Below are 16689 nucleotides of genomic sequence, written 5' to 3' on the forward strand. Positions count from 1 at the left end.
GCCATGAATATAGCCTTTATAAAAAGTCTACTGAGCTGCCTGTTTATACTTTATGTATCTATGGCGTTCGCGCAGGAGCCGACTTATACAAACAGCATAGGTATGGAGTTTGTACACATTCAGCCGGGAAGCATGGTTGTTGGTCGATTTCAGCCACCTTATCCCCACCAACCAGAATCAACGACGGCGTCAAAAAGTAATGATCCGGGGTTGCCCTGGACTCAAAAGGAGTATGAACTGGCAGAGAAATTAGTAAAGCAGGACGCTCGGTCTGGTTTCTCGGTCAAGATCGATCACCCGTATTATATTGGCAAATTTGAGGTAACGCAGGCGCAGTGGAAAAAAGTGATGGGTGAAAATCCATCCGCTTTTCAGGGCAGTAAAGTCAAGGATGAGGCCGATCAACACCCAGTTGAGCAGGTTAGCTGGCAGGATGTTCAGAAGTTTCTGGTAAAGCTAAATGCGATGGATAAAGGCAAACATTACCGATTACCCACCGAATTCGAGTGGGAGTATGCAGCCCGCGCTGGAGCGCAGGACGACATCTCCTGGAAAGCGATTTGGGCCTCGGCTCAAATGGGCTCTAAAACAACCAGTAAGGTTGGCCAGAAAACACCCAATGCCTGGGGGATCTACGACACATTAGGCAACGTTTGGGAATGGGTACAGGATTATTACAACGAGAAAATCTTTGCGGACCCCTCTCCTGCCCGTTCAGGCAACCAGCACGTTCTGAAGGGAGCCTCGTTTATGGGTGATGTAAAAAATGCTACTTATATGACTCACGCGGCTGGGCCAGGCAACGGGTGGGACGTCGGTTTCCGTGTTGTGATGGAATCGAAGTGATTATCCTAAAATGAAATCCTGTCAATCATGTCCCTAAAAAAAATAACCCTCTTCCTGCTACTGTCTCTGATAGTGAACTTTGCCAATGCTCAAATTGGTAAAATTCCGGCCGGATTTACCCCCATTTTTAATGGTAAGGACTTAAAAGGCTGGCATACCAGTAGAACATCACATCAAGGCACAACCGGCAATTTTTACGTAGAAAACGGCGTCGTTACGCTTAAACAATACCCATACGGGCAAGGTGGCATTCTCCTATCCGATAAAAAATACGGCAACTTTGAACTCTATCTGGAAGCCAAAATCGACTCGTTTTGCAACGGTGGAATCTTTATCCGCTCTACCGAAAGTGGAGCTGCCTATCAAATCGAACTAGCAACGCCGGGTGGATTAGGTGACCTCCTGGGCGAACGAATGAACGTGAGTAAAGGAGCTCATGCCGAAACCATTGCTCAAGTCTGGAAACCTGGCGATTGGAACTCATTCCGCATCCGAATGGAAGGAGAAGTTCCTCGCATTAGCTTATGGGTAAACGGCAAGCAAATGTGGGAGGTTACAGAACCCGTCAATGACTTTGTTGCTGGCGAAACAAAAGGCATGATCGGCCTGCAGGCACACTGGTCAGCGGTATATTCGGCGGCCGCGGAATCTTTCAATATGGCCAATTCGTGGAAACCCGGCGCAGCTCACCGATTTCGAAATATTGCGATTAAAGAGCTGTAGCGTGGGCCAGAGGTCCACGCTACTTATACTATAAAATCCAGCGAAAGAAAATATAGAGTGTAAATGAGAGCAGTACAGAAACGGGTAATGTAAGTACCCAGGCGAGTGCAATGTTTCTGACTGTATCGGCCTGTAAATTTTTAATGCCTTTGCTAGCGACCATACTTCCGGCAATACCTGACGACAGTACGTGCGTAGTACTAATTGGCAACTTCAACGCGGTACCAAGACCAATCATAGTAGCTGCAACCAATTCTGCCGACGCTCCCTGAGCATAGGTCAGGTGTTGTTTGCCAATTTTCTCCCCTACAGTCACAACAATCCGACGCCAGCCAATCATGGTACCTAAACCTAACGAAACGGCGATCATTAGGATAACCCAGAAAGGTGCATAATCAGTAAAGCGACGCAAGCCACTCTCTTCGCTGAGACTTTTGCTTAATACAGCCAGTTGGCTCGAACTAAGATTAGCGCCTTCATCAGCCGTAATGTTTTTCATATTGCTGTTAATCAGCAATAAATCTTTCCGTACATCCAGGCGTTTTTCATTCGGAATTTTATTATCAACTAATGGACCGTTTACCAGTTTACTCAATTCCGTCAATTCAGAACGTGTACGAACCAGTCGTTCACGATTGGCAGGTGATAACTGATTTGAATCCAGCGTAGCAATCGTCTGTTCAATTCCGGTAATGTTTGCCTGCATCAGGCGTGGGTCGATGTCTGATTTAACCGCAAAATGATAAGGTACAATCCCGATTAGAATGAGCATAATAAGCCCGACGCCTTTCTGTCCGTCGTTACTTCCGTGAAAGAAACTAACTAAAGAACAGGTGAGAATCAGAATACCACGAATCCAGGTTGGGGGTTCACTGTTTTTCTTAGGCTCTTTAAAAAGCGCCGTCTTTACCTCTTCGGATGATAGTCGACGTAAAACGAACATCAGCACAATTGCTAAACTAAAACCCAGCAATGGCGATAATAACAGCGCTTCACCAGTTTCGATAGCTTTATCCCAGTTTACTGCGGCTCCGGATGTGTTTTCTGGTAGGGTTGAGAAAGCAAGTCCAACGCCTAAGATTGAGCCAATAAGTGTATGTGAGCTTGAGCTGGGAATGCCGAAATACCAGGTTCCCAAATTCCAGATGATGGCGCTAAGCAGCAAGGCCAGTACCATAGCTACGCTATGATATACGTTCTGGTCGACTAGCAATTCAACGGGGAGCAGATTTACAATACCCATCGCAACACCAATACCTCCCAGTAGTACACCGGTGAAATTGCAAATCCCAGACCAGACAACAGCGACGGTTGGCTTTAGCGAATTGGTATAAATAACAGTTGCTACTGCATTGGCGGTATCGTGGAAACCATTAACGAATTCAAAGGCACAGGCAGCAAATAAGCTGATGAAGAGGAGGATAAAAACATCCGTTTCTAATCCAAACATAGGTGGGGTATCTTCTGTATACTGGGCAAACAGTAAGTCTGTAAGCCGATGATTGCCACAAAAGTAAGACAAACTGGGGAGAGCAGTATTACCAAATTGTTAAGGCAGGGAAGATGTAACGCGGCTGGAAAGCCGCGCTCAGTTTAATATCCAATATGTATATGCTTACGTCGAGGGTTTCCACCTGCGTTACTTCTTCCCTGCCAACTGACCACAGGCGGCATCGATGTCTTTTCCCCGACTCCGTCGGACGTTCACCGTTACGCCTTTATTTTCCAGGTATCCGGCGAATTTATCCAGCGTTTGGGGGTCCGTATTTTTGAAGTTAGCCTCCGCGATGGGATTGTATTCAATGATATTAATTTTGGCAGGAACACGCTTTGTGAACTTCCAAAGCTCCTGGGCATCCTGCAACGTATCGTTGAAATTATAGAAGAGAATGTATTCGAACGTAATGCGCGTGCCCGTTTTCTTATAAAAATACCCTAGTGCATCACCCAAAGCTTCGAGCGTATTGCTTTCGTTGATAGGCATAATCTGATCGCGCTTTAGGTCGTTGGCCGCGTGGAGCGATAGCGCAAGATTAAACTTCACGGCATCATCGCCAAGTTGACGAATCATCTTGGCAATCCCCGCCGTTGAAACGGTAATCCGCTTCGGCGACATGCCTAAGCCATCCGCAGACGTAATCCGATCAACGGATTCGAGTACGTTTTTGTAATTCAGCAAGGGTTCTCCCATGCCCATGTACACGATATTCGAGAGCGGCACATCGTAGTTTTCCTTTGCCTGCCGATCAATAGCCACGACCTGATCGTAGATTTCAGCCGCATCCAGATTCCGTTTGCGATCCATGTAGCCTGTAGCGCAAAATTTGCAGGTGAGTGAGCAACCAACCTGACTCGATACGCAAGCCGTCATGCGATCCGTGTCGTCAGAGCGTAAGGCTGGAATTAGAACTCCTTCTACCAGATTGCCATCAAACAGTTTAAACGACGATTTAATTGTGCCATCGCTGCTGCGTTGTTGTTGATCAACAGTCAGTGGGCGAATCTCAAAGTTAGTATTCAGCAACTCCCGAGTCGACAACGATAAATTCGTCATCTGCTCGAACGAAAGTGCCGATTTTTTCCAGAGCCATTCATGCACCTGCTTGGCTCGAAATCCCTGTTCGCCGTTTTTCGAAAACCAGTCTTTTAACTGAACAGCGGTCAGTTTACGGATGTCTTGTTTCATGTCAAAGATTGCAAGAGCGAAAGAATGAAAGCAGTAAAGCCACTCATTCATTCACTCTTTATGTTATCTGCCCGCCATTTTTTCCCAGCTTCCAGACCTTTCGGTACCCAAACAGCGGCTTTATCCATCACTTTTGGAGCAATAGGCCGTATGTAAGGATACAAAAACGCAGTTTCTGTTTGGCGAGGAGGCATTTTTACGCCCATATGGGTTAACAACCAAAGGATAACACTAATTCCAAAGACCCATGTAAAAAGGCCAACAGTAGCACCTGCTACGCTATCGAACGTTCCTAATAGTGAGTATTTTAGCGATCGCCGGATGGCTAATCCCATCTGATTGATCATAAGAACCGTTGGAAAGAAAATCACAGAGAAGCCCAGCCACGGCAGAATTTTCCGGGCAATCTCCCGACTGATGTATGGACTGAGCAAGTCGATCCCAAAGGCCAGAAATTTAAAACCGACAATCATGGCAACCACAAACGCAATGACCGCAACGATCTCCACCAGAAGACCTTTGCGGTATCCGTTAAAAGCTCCCCAGGCAAGGGGAATGAGCATGAGTATGTCGAGCGTGTTCAAAGCGCGAAAGAGTGAATGTGCGAAAGAGCGATTGAATGATTCGCGACTTTTCGCTCTTTCACTCTTTTGCTCTTTCGTTTATGATAATAGTTGTTTTGCCATGGCCGAAATAGCTTTCCCATCGGTTTGGCCAGCTAGTTCTTTGGTGGCCACGCCCATCACTTTGCCTATGTCTGACGGAACTGATGCGCCAATACGGGCCATGATAGCCTGTAGTTTCTCTTTCAATTCGGTTTCTGACAGTTGCTTAGGCAGATATTGCTCAATAACGGCAATTTCGGCTTCTTCCACGGCCAGCAGATCAGCGCGATTTTGTTGACGGTAGATGTCGGCGGAATCTTTCCGCTGCTTCACAGCTTTGGTCAGAATCTTGGTTTCGTCTTCGGGTTTAAGATCACCGGATTGGCCTTCTTTAGTTTCTTCGAGCAGAATCATTGACTTCACCGCCCGTAAGGCGCGAAGTTTGTCCTGATCTTTAGCCAGCATAGCCTGTTTTATATCGGCGTCAATTTGTTGTTTTAAGGCCATCTTTCAATGATGAATTATGAATGATAAATGATGAATATTGGTAAAACGAACCAACTACCATTGAGCAAAGTTAACAAAACCATATACGGTTTATCATTCATCATTTATAATTCATCATTCCTAACCGTGACTAGATTAAGCGTCAATATCAACAAAATTGCCACTATCCGAAATGCGCGGGGTGGCAACAATCCCGATCTCGTAAGAGTCGCCCTTGATTGTGAGCGTTTTGGGGCACAGGGCATCACGGTTCACCCTCGGCCCGATGAACGACACATTCGTTATCAGGATGTTCTGGACCTCCACGAAGTCGTGACGACCGAATTCAATATTGAAGGGAACCCCGACGAGCGGTTTATCGAATTAGTGAAGCGAGTTAAGCCAGCCCAGGTGACACTCGTTCCCGATGCGCCCGACGCTATTACGTCCAATGCGGGTTGGGACACAATTCGTCATGCCGATCACCTCCGATACTTAATCGATACGTTCAAGGCCGATGGTATTCGCGTTTCCATTTTCGTGGATGCGGATGAACGCATGGTAGAAGGTGCCAAAGCCGTTGGTACCGATCGCATAGAATTATATACTGAACCCTATGCGACGCACTACGCTGAAAATCGGGAAGCGGCTGTGGCTCCCTTTGTTATGGCAGCCAAACGGGCCAATGAATTAGGGTTAGGTCTGAATGCTGGTCACGATTTGAGTTTAGAAAATCTTCGTTATTTCGATCAGCAAGTTCCTGATTTAGAAGAAGTTTCCATTGGTCACGCGCTTATTTGTGATGCGCTTTATTTTGGACTGGAGAATACGATTCAAATGTATCTGCGCTGTCTGAACCGCACGGGCGGCCCCGCGGGATTTAACAGATTAAAGGATTAATCTGATTTTGCTTTCCATATAAGCGAATAACAAAATCCTGAAAATCTATAAATCTGATAAATCCCGGTCTATGGTCCACCAGTTGCCCGTTGCCGCTTTTCTAGAAAAAGCACAAAATTTACCCGTCATTGATGTTCGGTCGCCGGGAGAGTATGACCGTGCGCATATTCCCGGCGCAGTGAACATACCCTTGTTCGACAATGACGAGCGGGCACTAGTCGGAACAAAATACAAGCATGCGGGGAAAGATGCGGCTGTTTTACTGGGACTTAGCCTAGTGGGACCTAAACTTGCTGGCTTTGTCAAGCAATCGAAAAAACTTAATCCTGCTAATAAAGAAGTATTGGTGCATTGCTGGCGAGGGGGTATGCGCAGTGGCTCATTTGCCTGGCTATTAGATACCGCTGGTCTAACGGCATCAACACTCGTGGGCGGCTACAAAGCCTATCGCAACGCCGTACTGGCAGCTTTTGCCGAATCCCGAAATCTTATCATTCTGGGGGGTAAAACAGGGAGTGGCAAAACAGATATTCTGAAAGAGTTGGCTCGTCAGGGTGAGCAAATCATTGATCTTGAAGGACTGGTAAACCACAAAGGTTCTTCATATGGTGCCATCGGTCAGCGCTCGCAACCTACTACAGAGCAGTTCGAGAACCTGCTTTTCCAGGCATTGCAACTATTGGATTCTGGTCGTAGAATCTGGCTTGAGGACGAGAATCGTAGTATTGGCTCCTGTTTCGTTCCGATGGCTCTCTGGCAACAGATGCGGGCTGCTCCCATCTTGTTCATTGATTTGCCCAAAGAAAAACGCATCAATCGTCTGGTAGCGGAATATGCTGGTATTGATCACGAATTGCTCGTTGAAGCAACAGAACGAATCCGTAAACGACTCGGCGGGAAAGTGACAAAAGATGCGCTTGAGGCCCTGACGCATCAAGACTATGCAACTGTCGCTGATGTTACGTTAAACTATTACGATAAAGCGTACTTACATGGCCTTTCACAACGTGATACAGCCAGTGTTCATACAATAGTTATTCAGGAGGATAACCCTGCACAGACTGCCCAACGATTAATTGAGTGGGCAGACGAGTCTGGCGCAACTGGCGCTAGCAACCCAATCAAGATTTCTTCTTTTTAACGCTTGAATTCATTCGGCGAACAACTTCCCGTTTTTGAAAGCCTAGATGCCAGACTGCAAAAGGCGTTTCCTGATTGCCAAAGCAAGCTCTGCAAATTGGGCTATTTCCTGGAACAACCGAATTATAAACTAAAAGTGTATCGTTGATCTTCTGAATATTGGAAATGGGCGATTGTTTCTGTTTGACACTGTAGAGGTAAGCATCCAAAATATCTCGTTCTTTAATATTTAAGGTCATATTTTGGATATCAGGTTCACCTAACAAACGAATATCCACATCATACCGCTCCGCAATCGCTTTTGCGCGAGGTAAGTTTTTTAATCGACAAAGTTTAGCTCGTTCGACAGGATTAGTCGTTTTCTGAAGTTGAACGGTGAGTTCTTTCTCCATTACGGTGCTGATCTTACCACCCAGCTCATCTACCGTTTCAATAATATCAGCATTCGTGATTCGCTTGATTTTCGAATCGGCCATCTCTGCCTTTAGTTCATTAGTGTAATGAACCCGCTCTGGGTTACAGGCTATTAGTGAGCTGGTTAGCAGGAAAGACAGAAGCAAAGGGCGTATCATAAATAGGAACTTAATGCGATTACGTTTCGTCATTTATCAGGAAAACCATTCGATCGGCAGCTTGGTTGCAATCAAGGACCACAAAGCAGAATTGCCAGGATGCCGGACCATCGGAGTGCCGAACCACGGGATTTTCGTAATTTTGTATTTCTTAATTGTCACATCCTCTTGTTGTTCCGCTGGAATGACAAATAAAGTTATAACTCATGCTTGACCAGTTAGAAGCCATTCGTGAACGCTTCAACGAAGTAGCTCAACAAATTGTGCAACCCGAAGCCGTTTCTGACCAGAAGCGGTTCATGAAGCTCAGTAAGGAGTACAAAGATTTAGAAAAGATCGTTGTGCAGTATCAGGCTTATACCCAACTGCTCGAAGAGATCGAAAATGCAAAGAAAATCATCGCTACTGAAAAGGACGAAGATTTTCGGGAAATGGCTAAGGGAGAATTAGACGAACTGCTGCCTCGTCGGGACACTTTGGAGGAAACACTCAAAGAGATGTTGATGCCGAAAGATCCGAATGACAGCAAAAACGTCATTCTTGAAATTCGTGGTGGTACCGGCGGTGACGAAGCGGCCATTTTTGCGGGCGATATTTTCCGGATGTATCAACGCTTCTGTGAGAAAATGGGCTGGAAAATGTCGCTGGTGGATTATACCGAAGGAACATCGGGCGGCTATAAAGAAATAATTACCGAGATCGAAGGCGAAGATGTGTACGGAAAACTGAAGTTCGAGTCAGGTGTACACCGCGTACAGCGCGTACCTGCAACTGAAACGCAGGGCCGTATTCACACCTCAGCTGCTAGTGTGGCCGTCCTACCCGAAGCGGAAGAAGTTGACGTGGAGATCAATATGAACGACATCCGTAAAGATACCTTTTGTTCGTCGGGAGCGGGTGGCCAGTCGGTAAACACGACTTACTCAGCGGTACGTTTGACGCACATTCCAACTGGCTTAGTCGTACAATGTCAGGACGAGCGCTCACAGTTGAAGAATTTTGATAAAGCGCTGACTGTATTGCGGTCGCGGCTTTACGAAATCGAATTACAGAAACACAACGATGCCATTGCTTCACAACGCAAAACAATGGTTGGTAGTGGCGACCGATCCGACAAAATCCGGACATATAACTATCCCCAAAGCCGCGTAACTGATCACCGCATTGGCCTGACGGTTTATAACCTCCCCGCCGTAATGGACGGTGGTATCGGTGACTTCATCGAACAATTACGTATTGCAGAAAATGCTGAACGGTTGAAGGAAGGAGCGACTGTATAAGGCAAGGCACTAATGTAAACAGGGTCAGGGCCGAAAATTGGATCAATTTTCGGCCCTGACCCTGTTTACATTAGTCGTTTACTTTCAACAATATGTGTCTAACTAAGACCTCTCCTTCTTTCTTATCCAGGAGTTGCACAATATGATAGCCAAATTCAGTTTTGAAGGGCTTCGAAAATTGTGCTTTAGTAATACCATCGACTGTCTTGCTAAAAACAGGTACGAATTGATCCAGCTTTTGCCAGCCCAGATTTCCGCCACTAGTGTAGGAGCCGTAATCCTGCGAGTACTGTTGAGCTAACTTATCAAATGCATACCCGGCCCGTAACTTTTGATAGAGTAGGTTGATTTCTTTCTTACCCGTTAACTTGTCATAGTGGACTTTATTGTTGGTTTCTGGAAATGGCTGTCCAGAGGAAAATAGGATTGATGGACAAATGACAGACGCAACGACAACCAGTAGAATGAGAGAAAAGGAATAGAGCTTCATACATGTAGCTGTTTTAGACAAAGACTCTCAAAGAACCTACTCCGTTGGAAAAGTAAAATCCTATTCTTATGGTCCAGCGCCATAATTAATTAAACTACAGTATCTTATAAATTCAATAGTCTTTTTAGGCCTTCATAAAAACCTGTATTACGGAATGTAAACGTCTTATGTAACACATAGTTACTCAGAAAGCTGAGCCCCATTCCAGTCGTATGAGCAACAAGTTTATTCAAATTCACTGCTTTCACTGAGAAAGGAATGATAACGGTTATCAACTGAAACTCATTGATCGAATAGTCATAAAGCAACGTAGCGCCATAAACAGTAATCAAACAGGAGATGATCGAAACAAGGGTGAATTTGATAGCTTCACGCTGAGTTTTAGCTGAATTCTTTGCATTGAAGGCAAAGAGTTTTGTTAAAAAGAAGCCCACAACAAAAGCAATAATGTAGCCTGCGAATAATGCCTGTTGGTAGCTTAACTGAAACCAATCCTGAAACAAACTTCCTGCTACAAGCTGTAAAGAAGCACCAATAGCAGCAACGACAAAATAGGCAAGGACATCCCTGCGATTAAAAAGTCCACCTGCCATAATTCACTTAAACATGGGCAAAACTAAATTTCCATTAATTGTAATCGCTAACTCATTCATCAATCAGTGGGTCCTAAATCTACTATAAAATAAATCCGGCCATCACAATAGACGACCGGATTTATACGCACATAATTTTATCTAATTTATCCGTTAACGTTATCCGAGCTAAGTTTCGCACCCAGATACTCGCGGTTCATTCGGGCAATGTGATCGAGTGAGATCGATTTTGGACACTCGACCGAGCACGCACCTGTGAACGAACAGGCGCCGAAACCTTCGGCGTCCATTTGGGCTACCATACGTTCAGCACGCTCCTTGTGTTCAGACTTTCCTTGTGGCAGAATAGCCAACTGAGATACTTTCGCCGATACGAACAGCATAGCCGATGCATTTTTACAAGCTGCCACGCAGGCTCCGCAACCAATACAGGCCGCAGCGTCCATCGCTTCGTCGGCAATGGTGCGAGGAATCAGGATTTCGTTGGCGTCACGAGCTGAACCGGTGTTAACCGATACATAACCGCCCGACTGGATAATCCGATCAAAAGCAGCCCGGTCAACCATCAGGTCTTTGATAACCGGGAACGACCGTGCCCGCCAAGGTTCTACCACAATGGTGTCGCCATCGTTAAACGAGCGCATGTGCAACTGGCAGGTGGTAGCACCCGTTTGTGGTCCATGCGGCCGGCCGTTGATGTACATCGAACACGTACCACAGATACCTTCCCGGCAGTCATGGTCGAAGGTAACAGGGTCTTCGCCTTTCCGGGTCAGCGAGTCATTTAATACGTCAAACATCTCCAAGAACGACATGTCTTCCGACACGTTATCTAGTTTGTATTCGACCAGATTTCCGGCTGTATTGCTATTTTTCTGTCTCCAAACTTTCAGTGTAATCTTCATAATTGTAGTCGTTAGTCGATAGTCATCAGTCGGCAGTCACGAATAACTATCGACTAATGGCTGACGGCTAAATTATTTATAACTCCGCTGTGTCAGTTTCACGTTTTCGAACTCAAGTACTTCTTTGTTGAGTAACTCTGGTTTACCTTCACCCTGATACTCCCAGGCTGCAACGTAGGCATAATGTTCATCATCCCGTAAGGCTTCACCGTCTGGGGTTTGATACTCTTCCCGGAAGTGACCACCACACGATTCATTACGGTTCAAGGCATCATCGACCATCAACTCACCAAGTTCGATAAAGTCAGCTACGCGAGCTGCCTGTTCAAGTGCCTGGTTCATTTCGTCTGCATCACCCAATATTTTCACATTGCTCCAGAACTCTTTTTTCAGTGCCTGAATCTTCTGTTTAGCGATGGCTAGCCCTTCAGCAGTACGTGACATGCCACAGTACTCCCACATGATGTGGCCTAATTCTTTGTGCAGATCATCAACAGGCCGTTCACCTTTAATCGACAACAGTTGGGTAATCTGATCCTGAACTTTCTTCTCAGCTTCCTTGAAGGCAGGGGAATCAACAGGGATTTTATCAGCAGGGCCGATAGTTGCCAGATAATCACCAACCGTGTATGGAATCACGAAATAACCGTCGGCCAGACCTTGCATCAGGGCCGATGCGCCGAGTCGGTTAGCGCCGTGATCAGAGAAGTTCGCTTCGCCGAGTGCATACAAACCAGGAATCGTGGTCATCAGGTTGTAATCAACCCACAAACCACCCATCGTGTAGTGAACCGCCGGGTAGATCATCATTGGCGTTTCGTACGGATTTTCGCCAGTGATTTTTTCGTACATCTCGAAGAGGTTACCATATTTAGCCTCAATCGTTTTCTGACCGTCACGTTTGATCGCATCGGCAAAATCGAGATACACAGCCAGACCGGTTTTACTAACACCCCGACCTTCGTCGCACATATTTTTAGCGTTCCGAGAAGCTACGTCACGAGGCACCAGGTTTCCAAACGATGGATATCGGCGTTCGAGGAAGTAATCGCGTGCCTCGTCGGGCAGATCGGTTGGTTTCAACTGACCTTTCTGTATTTTCTGCGCATCTTCCTTCGATTTCGGCGCCCAAACCCGACCATCGTTCCGCAACGACTCCGACATCAACGTCAGTTTCGATTGATAATGGCCTGATACTGGAATACAGGTTGGGTGAATCTGAGTGAAGCAGGGATTACCAAAAAAAGCCCCTTTTTTGTGTGCTTTCCAGGCTGCCGTTACGTTACAACCCATCGCATTGGTCGAGAGGTAGAATACGTTACCGTAGCCACCTGTGCAAAGCAACACAGCATGTCCGGAATGAGATTCTATTTTACCCGTAATTAGGTTTCGAACAACAATACCCCGCGCTTTGCCGCCCTCTACCACAAGGTCGAGCATTTCGGTGCGTGGGTATAATTTTACTTTCCCGGTAGATACCTGACGACTCAACGCCGAGTAAGCACCTAATAAAAGCTGTTGACCTGTCTGACCACGAGCATAGAACGTACGCGATACCTGCGAGCCGCCAAATGACCGGTTAGCCAGCGTACCACCGTACTCACGGGCAAAAGGAACACCCTGCGCTACGCATTGGTCAATGATATTTACACTAACCTCGGCTAACCGATGAACGTTGCCTTCACGAGCGCGATAGTCACCACCTTTGATAGTATCATAAAACAAACGGAATACACTGTCGCCGTCGTTTTGGTAGTTTTTAGCAGCGTTGATACCACCCTGAGCGGCAATCGAGTGCGCCCGACGCGGACTGTCCTGAAAGCAAAATGCCTTCACGTTATAGCCTAATTCGGCTAAAGACGCAGCCGCCGAAGCACCTGCCAGGCCAGTACCAACTACAATGATTTCGTATTTACGCTTGTTAGCCGGGTTGACCAGTTTCAACGCAAATTTATGCCGTGCCCATTTTTCGGCTAAAGGACCTGCAGGGATTTTAGATTCCAGTTTCATATCTAAAGAACGAAAGAGTGAAAGAATGAAAGAGTGAAAGAGCGAAATCAGGTCGCTGGTACTAAGTGAATTGCGCCTGTTTTTCGCTCTTTCACTCTTTCATTCTTTCACTCTTTAAATAATGTGATGAACCTGTAAATAAACGTAAATCGGCATGGCCGCAAAGGCTACCGGAATAATGATAGCAAAGAAATATTTACCCACAAGCTCAATGGCAGGTGTGTATTTCTTGTGCCGGATACCCAATGTCTGGAAACCGCTCTGGAAACCATGCGCCAGGTGATAACCCAGAACGATCATGCATAGAACGTATAAAGCCGAGTACCATAGTTCGCCAAAAGCTGCGTGTACAACAGTATACAGATCTTTGTATTCTTTACCATCATATTCGGCAACGGGCACTGCACCAAAGTGCATTTCGTACCAGAACGTGCGCATGTGAATAATGATGAACAACAGCAGGATCGTACCCAGAATGCCCATATTGCGAGACGACCAGTCGCTGTTTGCTTCCGGTTTACTATAGGCATACTTAATCGGGCGAGATGCCTGATTGTGACGCGTGAGTATAAAGGCCATCAACGCGTGTACTAGAATGGATGTGTAGAGCAGATACGAAACCGTCTTAATGAGCGGATTATGGGTCATAAAGTACGTATACTCATTGAAGGCTCGCCCGCCATCACCTTTAAATAGTTGGAGATTTCCAACCATGTGTACAATCAGAAAAGAACATAAAAACAGTCCCGTCAGCGACATTATGACCTTGCGGCCGAGGGAGCTGGACAGAGTTTGTGTTACCCAAGCCATACGGTGAACGACACGAAAATTTAGTGTAAACGATTGAAAAAAAGCCGGTTTAAACGGCGCATCAAAGCTAAAGCACAATCGTCATGGAAACAACATTAAGTGGTATTATCCACCGTTTTATAACTTATTTACAGTCGGTATAAATTATATTATTATACTGGCCTGCTGATTTTTAGGGCCAGTATGATTTTTCAAAAAAAACTTTGTCTTGATCCTATAAATACGACTCTAGACAAGCCCTAAATCCTCACGTCCTAGCTAGTCGATGAGACCATAACCGGCCTGACAAATCATAATAATCTGCTGCTTGTTGCGGTTGAACTGGTGTCCAAACAGCATGTAGTAGTCAATTGTTTACTTGTCTATTTTTCTGTAAGACACCCGCTCATGAGCATTTTCAATTTGTCTGTTAACCAACAGGAGATCAATCTAAATAACTGATAACGAAAACCTTAGGGACTAGCTTACGATTTCCCGTTTGAAGAACGATAATTATCCCACTATTTTCGCGCCCTTTGACCATTTAACCTGTCAATCGAATTCACTATGAACGCATACGTATTTCCGGGTCAGGGTTCGCAGTTCCGAGGCATGGGCCAAGACCTTTATCAGAACTCCGAAGCCGCCCGCCAACTTTTCGATCAAGCTAATGAGGTGCTAGACTATAATCTGACCTCGATTATGTTTGAAGGCACTGACGAAGATCTTAAGCAAACCATTTATACGCAACCCGCCGTTTTTCTACACGGTGTAGTATTGGCCCTCACCACCGATTCGTTTGCTCCAGACATGGTGGCAGGTCACTCGCTTGGCGAATTATCAGCGCTCACAGCAGCTGGTGTATTGTCTTTCGAAGATGGACTTCGGTTGGCATCTATTCGGGCAACGGCTATGCAGCGGGCCTGCGAACTGGCACCATCGACTATGGCAGCCGTGCTTGGTTTGGCCGATACCGCCATTGAAGAAGTATGCGCTGGTATCACGGAGGAGATTGTAGTTCCAGCCAACTACAACTGTCCTGGTCAGGTGGTTATTTCCGGGAGCGTTACGGGGATTCAACTAGCTGAAGAACGCCTGAAAGCCGCCGGAGCCAAACGAGTCGTTCAGTTGGCGGTAAGTGGTGCGTTTCATTCCCCATTTATGGAACCCGCCCGAGCTGAATTTGCCGAGGCCGTTCAGACAATGACCTTTAATATTCCTCGTTGTCCGGTTTACCAGAATGTAAACGCTCAACCCACTACCGACCCTCAGGAAATTAAAGCCAATCTAATCGCCCAACTCACGTCGCCCGTTCGGTGGACACAATCTGTTGAACGTATGGTAGCCGACGGAGCGACCAATTTTTTTGAGTGTGGACCAGGCAAAGTACTTCAGGGATTAATCAAAAAGATTAGCCCTACGACGCCAGTCGCCGGTATTTGACAAAATAATAGGTAGCTGTAAATCAGGAAGTAACTTATTTATTCGACTAAAAAAGCCACTTTTTTTGAGCTAGTATTTGTTTTTAATTCCCTTCATCGGTTATCTTTGCACTCGCAATTGCAAAAGCAGCCCGATAGTATAAGGGTAGTACGACAGATTTTGGTTCTGTTTGTGGAGGTTCGAATCCTTCTCGGGCTACTACAAAAAACGCTTAATTGACTATTTATCAGTCGATTAAGCGTTTTTTGTTTTGCGGGTTGGCTTAAGAACAAAGCCCACTTACTCCAATTAGAAAGCAGAGAAAAAATCTCAACGCTTTGGTAAACAGAATGGGACGACCAAATTTGATCATCCCATTCTGTTTCTGATTGTAAATAGTGAATCCTTTAGGAGCCCAGACTACCAGCTAATTCTTCAGCAAAACATAGAAGTAAATTTCTTTTCTGCTTTCAAATCCCATTGCTTCATAAACGCCAATAGCACGCGTATTATCGGAACGCACATGCAGATAAGGTGTGCCTAATGCAGCCTGAATTCGATAGATTTGATTTAAGATCAACTGCCGGGCATAGCCTTTACCCAGGTAATCAGGGTGCGTACAAACGGCACTGATTTCGGCAAATTCAAACGCGTGCAATCGCTGGCCGGTCATTGCTACAAGCTCGTCACCATCAAAAATCCCTTCATAATGGCCAAATTCAATTGTTCTCCGAGAAAACGGTCCAGGGTTAGTCAATTTAGTCAACGCCAGCATTTGAGGTACGTGTTGCTCAGTTAGCGGCACAATAGAATGAGATGGCAGAGTGGGCTCGGTGGATTTATCATATACCATCTGAAAACCATCTATCCGATTGAGAGTTTTCCAGAATTCAGGAATCGTTATTATCTCATCAGAAATTAAGAGAATCGGATTTTCAGAGGAGATGACTTGATGAAGCTGGTCAAAATTGGCCAGGGTATTTTCCAGAATAGCCGCAAAGGGGGAAACTTCCGCGACAAAGTATTTTGCGGTTTCAGTCCCCAAAGACAAATGGCGATTACCGGAGCTCAAGGCGTTCCAGGCGGGATTATCCAGAATATGTTTCATTAGGTAGTAATAGGGATCGACGATCAGGCTCGTGTAGCTGTAAACGCATCCCCATAAAATACGGTTCTACATGGCCAAAAACTGCCTATCTTGGCAAAAAAGCCAGAAATGTGTGTTCACAGAACTGTAGAAAT

17 protein-coding genes and 1 tRNA gene are annotated in these 16689 nt (G+C 45.8%); 7 read left to right on the plus strand and 11 right to left on the minus strand.

Annotation, left to right across the window (positions count from 1 at the left end; all coding sequences use genetic code 11):
* Positions 1 to 3 precede the first annotated feature (3 nt).
* Both GO755_RS06155 and GO755_RS06160 read left to right on the plus strand, forming a co-directional pair.
* Complete coding sequence (locus tag GO755_RS06155; protein WP_227686874.1) at positions 4 to 846, plus strand: formylglycine-generating enzyme family protein; 843 nt, start codon at positions 4 to 6, stop codon at positions 844 to 846.
* Positions 847 to 873: 27 nt separating this feature from the next.
* Positions 874 to 1569, plus strand: coding sequence for a 3-keto-disaccharide hydrolase (locus GO755_RS06160; RefSeq protein ID WP_157583848.1), 696 nt, complete (start codon positions 874 to 876; stop codon positions 1567 to 1569).
* Between the two features lie 28 nt (positions 1570 to 1597).
* On the opposite strand, the gene GO755_RS06165 is transcribed toward GO755_RS06160, so the two are convergent.
* The 4 genes from GO755_RS06165 to GO755_RS06180 form a co-directional block, all read right to left on the minus strand.
* On the minus strand, positions 1598 to 3019 hold the full coding sequence (locus GO755_RS06165) for an inorganic phosphate transporter (RefSeq protein WP_157583849.1): 1422 nt from the start codon (positions 3017 to 3019) through the stop codon (positions 1598 to 1600).
* A gap of 189 nt (positions 3020 to 3208) precedes the next feature.
* Positions 3209 to 4255 (minus strand): 23S rRNA (adenine(2503)-C(2))-methyltransferase RlmN, encoded by a 1047-nt coding sequence (gene rlmN, locus GO755_RS06170; RefSeq protein WP_157583850.1) that lies wholly within the window; start codon positions 4253 to 4255, stop codon positions 3209 to 3211.
* Positions 4256 to 4302: 47 nt separating this feature from the next.
* Entirely contained in the window at positions 4303 to 4818 is a 516-nt protein-coding gene (locus tag GO755_RS06175; RefSeq protein ID WP_157583851.1) for a CvpA family protein, read from the minus strand.
* Positions 4819 to 4917: 99 nt separating this feature from the next.
* On the minus strand, positions 4918 to 5367 hold the full coding sequence (locus GO755_RS06180; protein ID WP_157583852.1) for a GatB/YqeY domain-containing protein: 450 nt from the start codon (positions 5365 to 5367) through the stop codon (positions 4918 to 4920).
* Between the two features lie 126 nt (positions 5368 to 5493).
* On the opposite strand from GO755_RS06180, the gene GO755_RS06185 reads away from it, so the two are divergent.
* Both GO755_RS06185 and mnmH read left to right on the plus strand, forming a co-directional pair.
* Positions 5494 to 6246 carry a pyridoxine 5'-phosphate synthase gene (locus tag GO755_RS06185; RefSeq protein WP_317165804.1) on the plus strand — a complete coding sequence of 251 codons (753 nt, stop codon included), beginning with the start codon at positions 5494 to 5496 and terminating at the stop codon, positions 6244 to 6246.
* A 70-nt stretch (positions 6247 to 6316) separates the two neighbouring features.
* Positions 6317 to 7387, plus strand: a complete 1071-nt coding sequence (gene mnmH, locus GO755_RS06190) for a tRNA 2-selenouridine(34) synthase MnmH (RefSeq protein WP_157583853.1) — start codon at positions 6317 to 6319, stop codon at positions 7385 to 7387.
* Here the strand turns inward: mnmH and GO755_RS06195 are convergent.
* Positions 7368 to 7958: a hypothetical protein gene (locus GO755_RS06195; protein WP_198174766.1), complete on the minus strand. Its 591-nt coding sequence runs from the start codon at positions 7956 to 7958 to the stop codon at positions 7368 to 7370. The genes mnmH and GO755_RS06195 overlap by 20 nt on opposite strands.
* 206 nt (positions 7959 to 8164) lie before the next feature.
* Between GO755_RS06195 and prfA the strand changes: the two genes are divergently transcribed.
* Positions 8165 to 9238: a peptide chain release factor 1 gene (gene prfA / locus GO755_RS06200; RefSeq protein ID WP_157583855.1), complete on the plus strand. Its 1074-nt coding sequence runs from the start codon at positions 8165 to 8167 to the stop codon at positions 9236 to 9238.
* A gap of 70 nt (positions 9239 to 9308) precedes the next feature.
* On the opposite strand, the gene GO755_RS06205 is transcribed toward prfA, so the two are convergent.
* From GO755_RS06205 to GO755_RS06225, 5 genes are all read right to left on the minus strand, one after another.
* The gene (locus GO755_RS06205) at positions 9309 to 9728 is read right to left on the minus strand and encodes a peptidylprolyl isomerase (protein WP_157583856.1); all 420 of its coding nucleotides are present in this window, start codon (positions 9726 to 9728) and stop codon (positions 9309 to 9311) included.
* Positions 9729 to 9832: 104 nt separating this feature from the next.
* Positions 9833 to 10321 (minus strand): GtrA family protein, encoded by a 489-nt coding sequence (locus tag GO755_RS06210; protein WP_157583857.1) that lies wholly within the window; start codon positions 10319 to 10321, stop codon positions 9833 to 9835.
* Between the two features lie 146 nt (positions 10322 to 10467).
* Positions 10468 to 11226, minus strand: a complete 759-nt coding sequence (locus tag GO755_RS06215) for a succinate dehydrogenase/fumarate reductase iron-sulfur subunit (RefSeq protein ID WP_157583858.1) — start codon at positions 11224 to 11226, stop codon at positions 10468 to 10470.
* 72 nt (positions 11227 to 11298) lie between these two features.
* Positions 11299 to 13236 (minus strand): fumarate reductase/succinate dehydrogenase flavoprotein subunit, encoded by a 1938-nt coding sequence (locus tag GO755_RS06220; protein ID WP_157583859.1) that lies wholly within the window; start codon positions 13234 to 13236, stop codon positions 11299 to 11301.
* A gap of 114 nt (positions 13237 to 13350) precedes the next feature.
* Entirely contained in the window at positions 13351 to 14046 is a 696-nt protein-coding gene (locus GO755_RS06225; RefSeq protein ID WP_157583860.1) for a succinate dehydrogenase cytochrome b subunit, read from the minus strand.
* A 546-nt stretch (positions 14047 to 14592) separates the two neighbouring features.
* Between GO755_RS06225 and fabD the strand changes: the two genes are divergently transcribed.
* Positions 14593 to 15468 carry an ACP S-malonyltransferase gene (gene fabD, locus GO755_RS06230; protein WP_157583861.1) on the plus strand — a complete coding sequence of 292 codons (876 nt, stop codon included), beginning with the start codon at positions 14593 to 14595 and terminating at the stop codon, positions 15466 to 15468.
* A gap of 127 nt (positions 15469 to 15595) precedes the next feature.
* Positions 15596 to 15666 (plus strand) — tRNA-Gln (locus GO755_RS06235).
* A 208-nt stretch (positions 15667 to 15874) separates the two neighbouring features.
* Here the strand turns inward: GO755_RS06235 and GO755_RS06240 are convergent.
* Positions 15875 to 16555, minus strand: a complete 681-nt coding sequence (locus tag GO755_RS06240) for a GNAT family N-acetyltransferase (protein WP_157583862.1) — start codon at positions 16553 to 16555, stop codon at positions 15875 to 15877.
* Positions 16556 to 16689: the final 134 nt, after the last annotated feature.

This window comes from Spirosoma arboris, from assembly GCF_009754945.1.
GTDB lineage: Bacteria > Bacteroidota > Bacteroidia > Cytophagales > Spirosomataceae > Spirosoma > Spirosoma arboris.

Excerpts from the sequence above, each read along its gene's own strand:
- GO755_RS06240 (WP_157583862.1), bottom strand. The coding sequence starts at position 16,555 with ATGAAACATATTCTGGATAATCCCGCCTGGAACGCCTTGAGCTCCGGT.
- GO755_RS06180 (WP_157583852.1), bottom strand. The coding sequence starts at position 5,367 with ATGGCCTTAAAACAACAAATTGACGCCGATATAAAACAGGCTATGCTG.
- fabD (WP_157583861.1), top strand. The coding sequence starts at position 14,593 with ATGAACGCATACGTATTTCCGGGTCAGGGTTCGCAGTTCCGAGGCATG.
- GO755_RS06175 (WP_157583851.1), bottom strand. The coding sequence starts at position 4,818 with ATGCTCATTCCCCTTGCCTGGGGAGCTTTTAACGGATACCGCAAAGGT.
- GO755_RS06215 (WP_157583858.1), bottom strand. The coding sequence starts at position 11,226 with ATGAAGATTACACTGAAAGTTTGGAGACAGAAAAATAGCAATACAGCC.
- GO755_RS06225 (WP_157583860.1), bottom strand. The coding sequence starts at position 14,046 with ATGGCTTGGGTAACACAAACTCTGTCCAGCTCCCTCGGCCGCAAGGTC.
- GO755_RS06210 (WP_157583857.1), bottom strand. The coding sequence starts at position 10,321 with ATGGCAGGTGGACTTTTTAATCGCAGGGATGTCCTTGCCTATTTTGTC.
- rlmN (WP_157583850.1), bottom strand. The coding sequence starts at position 4,255 with ATGAAACAAGACATCCGTAAACTGACCGCTGTTCAGTTAAAAGACTGG.
- GO755_RS06220 (WP_157583859.1), bottom strand. The coding sequence starts at position 13,236 with ATGAAACTGGAATCTAAAATCCCTGCAGGTCCTTTAGCCGAAAAATGG.
- GO755_RS06205 (WP_157583856.1), bottom strand. The coding sequence starts at position 9,728 with ATGAAGCTCTATTCCTTTTCTCTCATTCTACTGGTTGTCGTTGCGTCT.
- GO755_RS06195 (WP_198174766.1), bottom strand. The coding sequence starts at position 7,958 with ATGATACGCCCTTTGCTTCTGTCTTTCCTGCTAACCAGCTCACTAATA.
- GO755_RS06165 (WP_157583849.1), bottom strand. The coding sequence starts at position 3,019 with ATGTTTGGATTAGAAACGGATGTTTTTATCCTCCTCTTCATCAGCTTA.
- GO755_RS06155 (WP_227686874.1), top strand. The coding sequence starts at position 4 with ATGAATATAGCCTTTATAAAAAGTCTACTGAGCTGCCTGTTTATACTT.
- GO755_RS06160 (WP_157583848.1), top strand. The coding sequence starts at position 874 with ATGTCCCTAAAAAAAATAACCCTCTTCCTGCTACTGTCTCTGATAGTG.
- prfA (WP_157583855.1), top strand. The coding sequence starts at position 8,165 with ATGCTTGACCAGTTAGAAGCCATTCGTGAACGCTTCAACGAAGTAGCT.
- mnmH (WP_157583853.1), top strand. The coding sequence starts at position 6,317 with ATGGTCCACCAGTTGCCCGTTGCCGCTTTTCTAGAAAAAGCACAAAAT.